This window comes from Lysinibacillus sp. UBA6686, from assembly GCF_002455205.1.
Classification (GTDB): domain Bacteria; phylum Bacillota; class Bacilli; order Bacillales_A; family Planococcaceae; genus Lysinibacillus; species Lysinibacillus pakistanensis.
In genome coordinates this window covers 1-13100 of sequence record NZ_DKJS01000026.1, presented here as the reverse complement: position 1 = coordinate 13100, position 13100 = coordinate 1, and the positions used below count along the sequence as shown (strand labels likewise).

Sequence of the window (13100 nt, the reverse complement as noted above, 5' to 3'; positions counted from 1 at the left end):
GGAGGTTTTAAGAATGAAATTACACTATGGTTTTGATGATTTAGGCCAACTGGATTGGGCAAGCATACTTCCAATCATTCTGCCATTGATATTCGTAGGATTAGTTCTAATTATTGTTGCTTTATTTGATTTATATCGGCACCGAGATACGCGGGAAAACATACTGATGTGGACAATTATTATTTTGTTCTTTAACTCCATTGGTTCTGTTCTATACTTCATTATTGGTAGAAAGGATGTCAATAAACATGCGCTTAGAGATTAAAAATATTACGAAAAAGTTTAAACAAAAAACAGCTGTGAAAGATTTTTCAATGGTCATTGAAGCGAATGAGTGTGTTGGGTTAATTGGGCCAAATGGTGCGGGGAAATCTACGTTAATCCAAATCATTGCTGATATTTTATATGCAGAGGAAGGAGAAGTTTTACTGGATGGTCAAAAAATTGCATCGATGAAAAATAAAATCGGTTATTTACCTCAGTATCCTAATTATTTTTCGTGGATGACAGCATATGAAACATTGTCCTTTATGGGGACACTTTCTGGTCTATCAAAAAATGAATTACAGCAAGAGATACCATTGCTATTAGAAAAAGTGGGCTTAGGAAAAGAAGCACATATACATGTAGGGACATTTTCAGGTGGAATGAAGCAGCGTCTGGGCATTGCACAGGCTCTATTGCATAAGCCAGCCCTCATGATTATGGATGAACCAGTATCCGCGCTAGATCCAATAGGCAGAAGAGAAGTGTTAAATCTATTAAAAGAAATAAAAAAAGAAACAACGATTCTGCTATCAACGCATATTTTGAGCGATGCGGAGGAAATTTGTGAGCGCTTTGTTGTCATTAAAAATGGTCACAAAATAGAAGATGCGACAAAATTAGAGCTGCTTGAATACCATCAAGAATCAGCTGTCTTTGTGACGTTACGTGAACAAGATTGTAAGTGGTTCACAATGATTGAACATTTACCGTATGTGAAGAGAATCGAAAGCTGTGGAAATGGCTTCAACATCCATGTTGAAAATTTGGAGGAAGATGCTAGACGACTAATACAACACGGACTGGATTCAAAAGTGATGTTTACTAAATTTGAAATGGGTATTCAAAGCAATCTAGAAGAAATATTTTTAGAATTGGTGGTGTAAGTAATGAGTGCTTTTATTGCATTAAGCAAAAAAGAAGTACAGCAAATGGCAAGGGAGTTTAAAATATTGTGGCTCCCAATCGTATTTATTTTACTAGGGCTAACTCAGCCGATTATGATGTATTATTTACCTGTTATTTTACAATCAGCGGGTGGTATTGAAGGTATAATAATTGATCCTACGATGGCAAAGCCTGAAGGACAGGAGGTACTTGCCTCAACATTAAATTCACAGTTTGATCAGCTAGGCATTATTATTCTAGTCGTTGCCACTATGAGTATTATCCAAGGAGAGAAAGCAAATGGCATGATGGGCTTTATCCTAACAAGACCAGTATCAATATCTTCTTATTTAAATAGTAAAATCATCATCCATTATATTTTAGCTGTTATATGTATAGCTCTTGGCTATGCAGTGTCCTATGGCTATTCAGCGTATTTATTTACTACTGTTCCTATGACACAAGCTATGTGGGCTTTTGTATTTTATTGTGTTTGGCTGTTATTCATCATAACGTTTGTTGCGATGATAAGTACATTTTTTAATAGTCCTGCATTTATTGCCCTAATAAGTATCGTTATCCTATTAGTTTGCCGCTTTATCGCGGGATTACATCCTTTCATAGATGCTGTAAACCCTGCTAGTAATAGTTTGTCTGCGGCAAATATACTGATGACGGGTAATTTGGAAGCAAGGTACGGCATTCATATCATCGTAACACTACTATTGGTGCTATTAATGATTACTACCATGCACGGTTTCATTGCGAAGAAAAAATTTTAAAAGGGATGTGATGAAAGCTTGTTGTTAATAGAAAATTTACAGAAATCGTATGGGCAGCATGAAGTACTAAACGGCGTAGCATTAAAGATAGAAAAGGGAGAGATATTGGGGTTTGTAGGTGGAAATGGAGCAGGTAAAACAACAACATTAAATTGTATTACTGGCTTAGTAGAGCAGGATTGTGGAAAAGTGATGATTAATAATGTTCTAAAGTCGCAGTCACTTGCCTATAAAAAGCAATTTTATTTTATCCCTGACACTATTCATGTTTTTCCAAATATAGCTGCCTATGATTGGATACACTTTGTTTTGAGCCTATATGAAAAGACGGATGATGCAAAACTACAAAGCTTCATCCATATCTTTGGTATGGAAAAAAGTATAAATAAGCCAATGGGAACGTTTTCTTATGGAATGCTCCATAAGATGGCATTAATAACTGCCTTTACGATTAGTCCACCAATTCTTATTATGGATGAGCCGCTAAATGGATTGGATCCACTTGCTGTCGTTGCTTTTAAAAATTGTCTAAAGGAATATGTTGAGAATGGTGGAACGGTTCTATTTTCCACTCATTTGCTGGATGTTGCTGAGAAAATTTGCCGATCTATTTGTTTTTTAAAAGATGGCAAGATCGTTTTGCATGAATCTTTAGAAAATTTGCTTGTCAATGGAAGCCTAGAAACTATTTTTATGGAGAAACAAGCTAATGAAGGATAATTTGCTATTATTTAAATTTTTCTTAACATCCGTTTATACAAAACCAAAGCATCCAATTGTGCAAGTGCTTTTAATACTAGCCTTTATTTATATAGCCTTACAGTATTGTGTATTTACCTTTATGATCTATTTCATGGCTACCCCAGAGGTATTTTTATTTTACAGCTTTATACTATCGAATAGTATCACGTATATACTGATTTCCTATTTTGCGATTTCAGTAGTATTTAGTCAAAGTGATTTTTCTATCTTTGCTCATTTGCCGATTTCAGCGAAGCGGATTGTAATGGCGAAAATAGTAAGTGCTGTAGCTTTACCAATATCGGTCGTAGGAATACTCTCCATACCAACATTTTTTATGCTATTAATAGAGTTTAATATAGGATTTGCTACAAAATCTATTGTATTTTTACTGATGATAAACATCTTGATCACTTTATTCCTACTATGTGTTTTATCTATTTTGAATCATTTTCGTACAATTTTTATGAATATAGTCATGTATTTAATGGTTAGAATGACGCTAATTTTAGGAATTGGCATTTGCCCAATAGTTTATTTTTGGATAAATAATGTCGAGACTATTAAGCTTGTTTTAGCGAAAATAGATACATCAACCATCGCATCCCTAAGTGCCTCCATATCAGATATTCTCGACATAGGTTTTGGCTTCGCAATGCAGCAGCCATGGCTTGAGGGAATATTGCCACTGACGGCTGCTCAAAGTGTTCTTTATTTCTCGATAGTATTCTTACTGTGCTTTGTATTGTTTAACATAACTATAACAATCATAGCGTCTAAGTATTATGAACATGGCTCAGTTGTAAACAGAATAGAAAAAACAGCCAAAGTTTGGAGGGAAAATACTAGTTGGAGCAATTACTTACAACGAGAATACTGGATTATCCAATCAGAATCTTATTTTAAATTGCAAGCGATTCTAGGTGTCATTATGGCACCAATCGGCACAGTCATTTACCTAATGGTGATTCAGATGAATATGCTAAAGGCTGACTGGATTGTTGATAATAAATCTTCCCTTTTTGTCTACATGATTTTGTTTATGAGCTGTATGAACAATATTAGTGGTACACCCTATTCTAGAGAGGGGAAATACTATGTTTCAAGTAAAACATTGCCCTTAGAGCCACACAAAATATATTTGGCAAAAGTAGTGATTTCTTCAAGCATCAGTGCACTATCAGTCATCATAAGCTATATCATTTATATGCTATTTGAAAAAAATGACGTCATAATGATGCTGTATTTATTGATAACGTTACTATTAGTTTTTTCTTATAATGTATTATCTCCGCTTTACGATAAAAGGCATCCATTACTTGACTGGACAAATCCATCAGAGGCCATTAAGTCCAACCCTACAGTATTAATTAGCTTACTTTATGGATTACCTTTATTAATAATTATTGCACTTCTCCATTTCAGCCTGCTTACGTTCCATGTTTCTCCATGGATTTCAGCAGTCATTATTTTAATCATTGTAACTATAAGTACAATCACATTATTTTATAAAAATAGGAAGGGATACGTAACCAATTGAATGTAAAAATAGATATAACCAGTAATATCCCGTTTTATCAGCAGCTAACACAACAACTTCTATTAGCAATAGCGACAGGAAATTTGCAACATGGTGACCAGCTACCCTCGATTCGTGATCTAGCTGGGCAAACAAGCCTCAATCTTCACACCGTTCATAAAAGCTACAAGGAACTGCAAAAAAAGGGCGTTATCACAATAAAACCACGTTCAAAAGCATTTCTTATTAATGAAAATGCTACTGAAACCCAGAATGCCAACCTTTCGCAAATTGCTATGAAATTGGAACAAATTATAATTGAGGCTTGTGTCTTAGGGATTGGTGAACAGCAGCTTAAGCAGTTGTTTCAGGAGGGGGTGGGGAAGTATTATATTGAAGATTAGTATTCAATATAAGAGATGACTTCCAATTTATAAAAGTCATCTCATAATGTTATTTACACCCTTCAATATGGTTAAATCAAAAACACCGCCACAATCGTCGTAATAAAAAGGCCAATCACTACGGGCAATAAATTACGTCTTGCGAGTTCAAATGGACTTACATTACATATAGCAGCAGCAGGAATTAACGCCCAAGGAATTAAAGTGCCTCCACCAATAAAAGACATATTATTTGGCTGTAACAATTATGATTTCTCTGGCTTGCTTACTGCTTGTATAATCGTTCTTTGTATCAATTACAATTTGCTCAAATATGGTCGTCATTAATTGCTTCCGTTCGTAATCATCAGCATTTAACCAAAGAGTATTGATGTTGCGAATAATGGATCTGATTTCCTCATGATGCCGGGTATCCTGCTGCTGAATATTCTTTAACTCACGTTGAATTTCTTTTTCTTTGCCACGTAGCTTTTCGGTTTCAAGTATTAATTCATCAATATCAATAATATCATTTTCGAACATGGTTTTTTTCTTAAGTAAAAGCCTTTGTATGGAGGCCAATTCATGCTGTAATGAGGAGAGCTGTGCTTTAGGAAAATTGGCTTCGCCTTCATTACTTTTAAAATGACCACCCACTAAGTCATCCCACTGGGCAAATACCGTTTGTACTAAATTGCTTTCTAAAATCATATGACTAGTACAGGTTTTTCCTGCTTTCTTTCCTGAACAGCGGTAGTTTTTTTTCTTGCCCACTTTATGCCCTGACATTGAATGACCACATCTGGCACATTTTAAAATCGAAGAGAAATAGTAATTACTTGTTTCACGTTTTCCACCAAAGGTCCTGCGTTTATCCAATAAATCCTGTAGCTCCCAGAATTCATCACGGTCTATAATGCGTTCGTGATTTCCCTCGAATAGCTCCCGTTCGCGAGGAGGCTTTTTGATGTCTTTGGGATTAGAGCTGAACATTAAAAAGCCAGCGTATGTAGGATTATTGGCAATATCTCGCACACTGTCTACATGCCATCCTCCACCTCTTCTTGTAGGTATTCCTTTACTAGTTAGTTGACGAGCTAGTGTGTAAAAGCCTGCTGATTTAGCTAACTTAAATATTTCTTTTACAATTTGAGCCTCTTCTACATCTACCACTAATTCACCATCAATGACCTTATAGCCATAGGGAGGGGTGCCACCTTTCCAGCGTCCTAATTTCACTTTCTTTTCTAATCCAAAACGCACTCGTTCAGCTGTATTTTCGCGCTCCCATTGCGCAATAGCTGCCACTAGTGTGATAAACAAACGCCCCATAGCATTCGTAGTATCATAGACTTCTGTTGCAGATTTAAATTTACATTCGTATTGATCCAATTCTGCTAAGATAGTATGCAGGTCAGGCACAGATCGAGTTAATCGATCCAGTTTATATACTAGTAGGACATCAATGCCCCCTTGCTTAATTCGATTGAGCATATTTTGGAAATGAGGTCTGTTTAAATCTTTAGCAGAATAACCATCATCGATATAGGGTCTCTCAACAATTTCCCATCCTTGTGAAACACAATAGGCTTCTAATTTCTCAATCTGGGCACCTATTGAAAACCCATACTTGGCCTGTTCATCTGTACTCACTCGAACATAGATGACGCATTTCATCAGGTATTCACTCCTAATAATAAGAAAAGAGCGAGACAAAGGAGCCTTGCTCTTTAATTTATATATAGCGCTAAAATTGCATATCATTCCAATAATTTTTGCTTTACTATTTCTTCCCTTAGGAAGCCGATAATGTGCCTGCTTTTTGCTCAGCCTCAAATTTTTGGTGATAGCTGTCGAATTCAGCATCCATTTTATTTCAACGGTTGCCGCTATTTCGGAGCAGTTTTTAATAATACCTTCATATGGTTAAGTAATGTTTCTAATACATCTAAATCATGATCCATAAAGCCCTTCATGATGGCAATCTCCAATTCTGTGAGGTTGCTTTTTTTGCGTATTCATCCAGTGAAAAAGCTTCGGGTTGAACAAACATTTCACCCTTATCTGTACGAAGCCAGTACTCTTTGGTGTGAAGATTGCGCACAATTAATGAACGATGTCAGAAATGAACTAGATTAATATTTCACGTATGAAAGTGACAAGCCCAATCGACATATTCTGATAAAAAAGGAGTGTGAGTGATGAAAGCAGTAAAAATGACAGAAGAAAAGGTTCGAAAACTATTACCAATCGTTGAAAGTATTCTATCAAGGGAATACGGAAGAAAGGTGACTTTAAAGGATCTAACGGTAGGAGGCATTACAGTTTATAAAAAAGATTGCGCCAAATAGCGCAGTCATGTCTTATTTTGGACAAGCATTCTTATCCATGTAAAGGAATGAAGCTTTAAACATCCTAATAAAGCGTTGGCTCAACATGAAGCCAAGGGAACTCTAATAATATTTCCAATAAAGCAGTATACTTTCTGAAGACAAGCTTTATCAAAAGCGAAAAAATATTGTTAAAACGGTTGAAGAAATCTATTCATCGTTAGACCAAGATTTAAAAACTATTGTGGACATGCGGTATGGGGATGCTGAAAGGAACTGTTTTGAATGGGAAAACATTATAGATCGATTGTAATAAGGTGCTATGTAAACGCAATGCATTAATGGATGAAACAGCCAAGCGGTTAGCATGGGCTTAATATATGGAGAATATATTAATGTAAATGGAAAGGGTAGAAAAGGGGTTGGGGGTTATTGGATTATTAGATATTATTATGAATGCTTTCGGGATTACGATGATAACATTGTTGATTTTTCTTTGGTCAACTGATGAAGACAAATGGAGTTTAAGGGGGGTATCTTCTTACGCAGTTCCTACAGCATTCGTATATTTTGTTTTTTTTGTGTTTGTGTAGAAGATAGAAATTCCTAGTATTCAATATAGTGAACTTCCTAACACTAGCAAAGTTCTCTAAAAAACATAATAATTAGATATTATCAAGTTTTATTCAAAAGCGTATGGAACGTCTTACAGTAATGAGCACTTTCGCTTGTACGTGTATGTCCCAAACAAATAATGAAGACTACTATATTGGTAGTCTCTTTTTATAATGTTAATAAAACTAATTAAGGTCACAACTAACTAGGTGTGCTTTTGATATTGAAGGCGGTGAAATAAATAAATATGGAAAATAAAGGAAAATACTCAAATGTGGTTAGTAATATCTATGTTAGTATCAACTATCTTTTTTATAAAGCTTATCCTAAGTAAAGGAATAAAATAAGTACATTATTTAACCTCAATATTATATGTAGTACCTATCGTAGTGTCGATTATAAGCTTTGTTGTACATTGGAAGACTAAACAGGTCATTAAGAGAAATGAAGGTCATGCTTAACTAGGTGTGGCTTTTTATAATGCTTCCTATTTTTATTGATTACTTCAATCCCATTTGTCCCATGATATAGGTAGATGGGGGGTGTTGGTTAATGGATTATGAATATAAAGTAAAGTTTTATTTTGACGAAAGTCGCGAAGAAGAATATAAAATTAAGACTAATATTGGACAAGAAACATTCGCAGAAGAAATTTCTAATGGCTTGAATGAGAAGTCATGGTATTCATTTACTGAAACAGAAAATTTTAAAACAATTTTAATAAATACGAAAGATGTTTATAAAGTATCAGTAGTGCAAAATATTGTAGAATTTGATTAATCCATGTATTAAGTCACACTCTAAATGAGTTGTGGCTTTTATTATGCCTTGAGAGGTTCAGTGCAAAATTGAAAAAGGAAAAATATTAAAAGGGTCACTTGGGATAGAGTGACCCTCAGTAACGAAATTCGGAGGTGTAAGACTAAATTAGCTTACATTACTATTAATATGACGTGATAGCAAAGTTTGTATAGTTCATAGCCTGAACAATAGATAAAAAAAGCCGCAGCGTCGTCACATGCTACAGCGAACTAATGAACAATCTAAAGACTTTGAGAAAGGCAATATAAAAAGGGTCACACGGAGGATAGTGACCCTTACTAAAGATTTGAAGGTGCATAGTATAAGTTTCTAATAGTTATGAGCATAGAAGCGGTGGTATTCAATATTAATAACTGATGAAACTAACGCCAACAATAATTAGAAGAATGAATAGAACAACAATTAGAGCAAATGAGGAACCATAACCACTACCGCTACCACTACCACAATATTGAGACATAATTTTTCCCTCCTTTCTATGACTATAATATGCATAGTTGTAGAAAGGAATTGCGATATTTATCTTAGGACGGTCTAAGAAAAAAAATTAAAAATAAAGATACACTATCAAGAGCGTAACGTTAGAGTGTTTTGCTTCCAGTGAATTTATTAAAAGCAGTTGGAGATAAGTGATTGATTAGGCATTATATTAAGCCCTCTTGTTGACATGCAGATACGATCTTTATCGATGTCTTGGTCTTAGCTGAATAAACCATAAAAGACCACACCTTGATGGGTGGCAATAAATAGGCATTATCATTTTACTTACCGTTTTTTGAGGAACCAGGTTCGCCTGCCTTGAAATATGAAATAGAGAATTTTATTGTACAGGCGATTAATAACGTCATTATTCCCGAAACCATCTGGATTTGCAGATTGGTACAATGACCACTGATCGTTTAAACTGGGTTACATATTACGATTCAATAGCGAAGAAATGATAAAAAGTAATCGAAATCAGTATGGTACATTTGTTAAGAAGTTGTATAGGTTGAAGTGTTAATTTATAAATGTTGATTCTCTTAAAAAATCCCAGTTACTCAACTTTTTTGAGCCTGGGATTTTTTATATTTTATTAATGTATTTAACAATTCAACGCATACTAAGTGGTGGTAAATATTAGGAGTAGTGGAAGCGAGGTTAAAACTTTGAATTGTCCCAACTGTGCTGAAGTATTTAACCTAACAAAATAATTGTGAATACTGTGGTAGTTACATCATTACGTTAGAAGCAAAACAGATTACATATGATTTAAAAGATTTCAAACCAACCTATAAAAAATCTTTTTTCCATGAAAAATGAGTGTAAATGAATTACCAATACGTTCAGGTATGGCAGAATAAGGGAGCTATTTTTAATTATTCGTAATCTAAAATAATCAAATTTTATTGTACAGTAACAATAAAACAAAATTATTGACTATACGGTACAAAAAGAGTATTCTACTAATGTTATCTTTAACATAAGAGGAGGATACGCTTGAATAAACGCGGCAGACCCCGAGAGTTTGATTATTCCTCAATTGTAGATGTTGCAATGAAAACATTTTGGTTAAGAGGGTATGAGGGGTGTTCTACACAAGATTTATGCAGTGATACAGGACTTGGAAAAGGAAGTTTATACAATACTTTCGGTAGTAAACATGAACTGTATAAACAAGTATTAGAACGCTACCATGAAATTGGGATTAGGGAACAAAAGAAATTGTTAGAGACTCCAATTCCAGTTAAAGAACGATTAAGTAATTTTTTTGAATGGGCATTGAAAGAAGACTTTGAGAATATTGATCAAAAAGGATGTTTATTGATTAATGCCAGTGTAGAACGTGCTAAAAACGATTTAATGGTACAAGAAATTTTCTCGAAGCATGTTGAACTTCTTAAACAAGCTATTGAAACAGTGATGGAGGAAGGATTGCAAACAGGTGAAATTTCAAAGAAGCAATCAGCTGAGGAATTAGCTAGTCTGCTTTTAAGCAGTTATTACGGATTCCGTGTTCTTAATGTATCGATGCAAAATCGGATGTTAGCTGAACAAGTTATCAAAGGAACAATGGAGTCTATTTTTGGCGCTTAGTGCGCTCTTTTTTTGCACCATTTTTGTACCGATTATTACAATAATGAATAAGGAGTTTTTTATGCCATCGATTATTTATTTATTAGCTTTAGCAATCTTTTGTATGACTACATCAGAATTTATGGTTGCAGGTATGATGAATGAACTTGCTCTTGCATTCCAGGTTTCTGTATCATCTATTGGGTATTTAATTTCAGCTTATGCAGGAGCAATGGTAATAGGAGGCCCCATTTTAACTGCAATCCTCTTACGAATGCGCAGCAAACAAGCATTATTGTTTTTAATGTTCGTATTTTTAATTGGTCAATCGCTCGGAGCTATTGCTTGGAACTATGATATTATGATGATTTCACGAATTATAACTGGTATTGCTTCAGCTTCGGCTTTTGGAGTTGCGATTTCCTTTTCTGCGACATTGGTTCACTCTGATTCAAGGGGAAAAGCTGCATCAATTGTACTTGCAGGTTTAATGTTCGCAACTGTATTAGGTTTACCTATAACAACCGTTATTTCTCAATATTTTGGCTGGCGTATTAGTTTTGGGGCTGTTTCTGTTCTTGTGCTAGTATCAGGGATTATGATTCAACGGTTGTTACCATCATCTTCAAATAAAGAGCAATTAAATTGGAAGGACGAACTTCTGCGATTTAAGAATATTCATCTTTGGGCAGCGTACGTAACAAGTATGTTCATTATTGGTGGTACGTTTGCAGCATTTAGTTATTTCACTCCTATCTTTACAAATGTCACAGGCTTTTCAAGTGCAAGTATTCCATATTTACTTGCTCTCTATGGTAGTGCGACGGTAATTGGGAATATAATAATTGGCAAGTTCGCTGATAAATTTACAATGAAAATACTTATGGGTGGATTAATTATATTAATCATGGCGTTGTCTTTATTTGCTTTAAGTGCAGAGAATAAATACATTGCAGTTATTTCTACGATTTTTATTGGTTTAACTGGTGTAGCATTGAATCCAGCTATGGTTGCGAGGGTGATGAAAACAGCTAGTAATGGAATAATGATAAATACCGTTCATAGTTCTTTTATTACGCTAGGTATTGTTATTGGTTCGTCACTAGGTGGTCTTGGGATCAGTAAAGGATATGGTTTTGTATCTCCGCTATGGATTGGAGCTTGTTTAGCTATCCTTGGGGTAATTTCATTATTCCCATATTTATATAAAGGAAAGGCAGATTAAGATGTTTAAAATTTCTTTATATGGGGTCACTATATATGCCCATCAACTTAAGAAATTGGTAGTTCCCCAAAACGAAGAAATTTTCGTTTTGGGGTGCTATCTTAACTTGATGGGTATGGGATAGCAATAGAAAAATGCGGATTACAACGTTGAGTGAAAAGTCTTCCAAAATACGCTTTGGGGACATTTTTCCTTCATCTAATGGCGCAGGATTGTTGAAAGGGGTAACCATTTTAAGTTAATTAAGAGGAGTGTAGGAAATGACAAATGAAATTATTAATGTTGTTTTACCAATGAAAACATATGATACAACTAAAATGGACTCGTGGACTAAAGAGCAGTGGCAGGAATGGGTTGGAGAAGAAAAGGATCATGTTGGCATACAAATATTGCTGATAAATGATACCCATTTTTATTTAAAAATAATGGATATTTACTTTGACGAAGCAACAGAAGAAATGTTTTTTAGTTTTGATACACAAAATAGACTTAACCGAAATATAAATATTCAATTTGGTCAATGGAAAATTGATGATAGCATTTATAATTTATCTCATGAAAACCCTCAATATTTGGAGAAGTTTTCTGTAGTTAGAGGTTTTCAAAAGTGTGTAAAGCATACTTATTTAAAAGAATGGAACAAGACTACAATAGAAATAAAAATTCTCGATGCCGAAACAAATATAAACATTAGAGAGCTTGAATTTCAAATCAATAAGCATATAACTCAGGCTTTTTAGTAAAGTGCAATTTCACAAACTGGGATTTAACAATAAGGGTTTATAACGTATCATAAATAAACCTAATAACGTTCCCAAATGAAAGATAGGAACTACCTTAAAAGCCACAATTGTTGTTAAATCAACGTTTCGTGATATTTATTAATTTACCACCTTGAACATTAACGATGCATTGAAACCTAAAGCTGTGAACTTAAACCTATTTGAGTTTTTATTACCTTGAAATGTCATATTAGCAGTTGAGAAAGCTCCAGCTGTTTCAAATTCATCTATAACAGTATGATTCGAATCACAATTTGTTCCTTTTGACCCGACAATATTAAATACTTCTTCAAACGTCATGCCCTTCTTTAATTTGTTTAAATTTTTCTTCAGTTAATTTACCATCTTCTTTAGTAACTTGTACTGACGTTTCTTATTTTGTGGCATCCTCTTTTGATATCTTAGTAACTGGTTTTTCCTTTTCTCCTGATTCTTTTTTTGCTTTTTCTTCTCCACAACCTGCCTTCCACAATCAATAGTACATAGTGAACCATCTTTAGATAATTGCTTGGAGTGGTAGAGAAGTAAGTTATGTTATGGGAAAACACGCTACTTTTGTTGGATTTTTAACATTCGTTGGTAGAGTTTTAGATTACTAGTATATAATATTAAAATGTTAGTTTCCTAAAAATAAAACTATTGTAGGGGGAGAATAATGAAAAAATTATTTAGTGTGTTACTAGCAGCATTTGTA

14 protein-coding genes are annotated in these 13100 nt (G+C 34.4%); 11 read left to right on the top strand and 3 right to left on the bottom strand.

All coding sequences use genetic code 11. The annotated features are described in order from the left end of the window. Window positions 1–13 precede the first annotated feature (13 nt). Genes B2R82_RS07045 through B2R82_RS07020 form a run of 6 tightly spaced genes read left to right on the top strand, consistent with a single transcriptional unit; the run spans window position 14 to window position 4598 of the window. Window positions 14–265: a PLD nuclease N-terminal domain-containing protein gene (locus tag B2R82_RS07045; protein WP_286924189.1), complete on the top strand. Its 252-nt coding sequence runs from the start codon at window positions 14–16 to the stop codon at window positions 263–265. Then, window positions 249–1151 carry an ABC transporter ATP-binding protein gene (locus B2R82_RS07040; RefSeq protein ID WP_286924188.1) on the top strand — a complete coding sequence of 301 codons (903 nt, stop codon included), beginning with the start codon at window positions 249–251 and terminating at the stop codon, window positions 1149–1151. Before B2R82_RS07045 ends, B2R82_RS07040 begins: the two co-directional genes overlap by 17 nt. A 3-nt stretch (window positions 1152–1154) precedes the next feature. Next, window positions 1155–1934, top strand: a complete 780-nt coding sequence (locus tag B2R82_RS07035; protein WP_286924187.1) for an ABC transporter permease — start codon at window positions 1155–1157, stop codon at window positions 1932–1934. Window positions 1935–1952: 18 nt separating this feature from the next. Then, complete coding sequence (locus B2R82_RS07030; protein WP_286924186.1) at window positions 1953–2654, top strand: ABC transporter ATP-binding protein; 702 nt, start codon at window positions 1953–1955, stop codon at window positions 2652–2654. After that, window positions 2644–4215 (top strand): hypothetical protein, encoded by a 1572-nt coding sequence (locus tag B2R82_RS07025; protein WP_286924185.1) that lies wholly within the window; start codon window positions 2644–2646, stop codon window positions 4213–4215. Before B2R82_RS07030 ends, B2R82_RS07025 begins: the two co-directional genes overlap by 11 nt. Continuing rightward, entirely contained in the window at window positions 4212–4598 is a 387-nt protein-coding gene (locus tag B2R82_RS07020; protein WP_286924184.1) for a GntR family transcriptional regulator, read from the top strand. Before B2R82_RS07025 ends, B2R82_RS07020 begins: the two co-directional genes overlap by 4 nt. Window positions 4599–4669: 71 nt before the next feature. On the opposite strand, the gene B2R82_RS07015 is transcribed toward B2R82_RS07020, so the two are convergent. After that, complete coding sequence (locus tag B2R82_RS07015; protein ID WP_286924241.1) at window positions 4670–4825, bottom strand: hypothetical protein; 156 nt, start codon at window positions 4823–4825, stop codon at window positions 4670–4672. Between the two features lies 1 nt (window position 4826). After that, on the bottom strand, window positions 4827–6254 hold the full coding sequence (locus tag B2R82_RS07010; RefSeq protein WP_286924183.1) for a recombinase family protein: 1428 nt from the start codon (window positions 6252–6254) through the stop codon (window positions 4827–4829). A 524-nt stretch (window positions 6255–6778) separates the two neighbouring features. On the opposite strand from B2R82_RS07010, the gene B2R82_RS07005 reads away from it, so the two are divergent. Continuing rightward, the gene (locus tag B2R82_RS07005) at window positions 6779–6928 is read left to right on the top strand and encodes a hypothetical protein (protein ID WP_286924182.1); all 150 of its coding nucleotides are present in this window, start codon (window positions 6779–6781) and stop codon (window positions 6926–6928) included. A gap of 1146 nt (window positions 6929–8074) precedes the next feature. Then, entirely contained in the window at window positions 8075–8302 is a 228-nt protein-coding gene (locus B2R82_RS07000; RefSeq protein ID WP_286924181.1) for a hypothetical protein, read from the top strand. Window positions 8303–8690: 388 nt separating this feature from the next. On the opposite strand, the gene B2R82_RS06995 is transcribed toward B2R82_RS07000, so the two are convergent. Continuing rightward, window positions 8691–8804, bottom strand: coding sequence for a YjcZ family sporulation protein (locus tag B2R82_RS06995; protein WP_286924180.1), 114 nt, complete (start codon window positions 8802–8804; stop codon window positions 8691–8693). Between the two features lie 1019 nt (window positions 8805–9823). Here B2R82_RS06995 and B2R82_RS06990 point away from each other — a divergent pair. From B2R82_RS06990 to B2R82_RS06980, 3 genes are all read left to right on the top strand, one after another. Continuing rightward, window positions 9824–10420: a TetR/AcrR family transcriptional regulator gene (locus B2R82_RS06990; protein WP_286924179.1), complete on the top strand. Its 597-nt coding sequence runs from the start codon at window positions 9824–9826 to the stop codon at window positions 10418–10420. 61 nt (window positions 10421–10481) lie between these two features. After that, a complete protein-coding gene (locus tag B2R82_RS06985) occupies window positions 10482–11624 on the top strand; it encodes an MFS transporter (protein ID WP_286924178.1) in 1143 nt (380 codons plus the stop codon). Between the two features lie 260 nt (window positions 11625–11884). Continuing rightward, a complete protein-coding gene (locus B2R82_RS06980) occupies window positions 11885–12364 on the top strand; it encodes a hypothetical protein (protein WP_286924177.1) in 480 nt (159 codons plus the stop codon). Window positions 12365–13100: the final 736 nt, after the last annotated feature.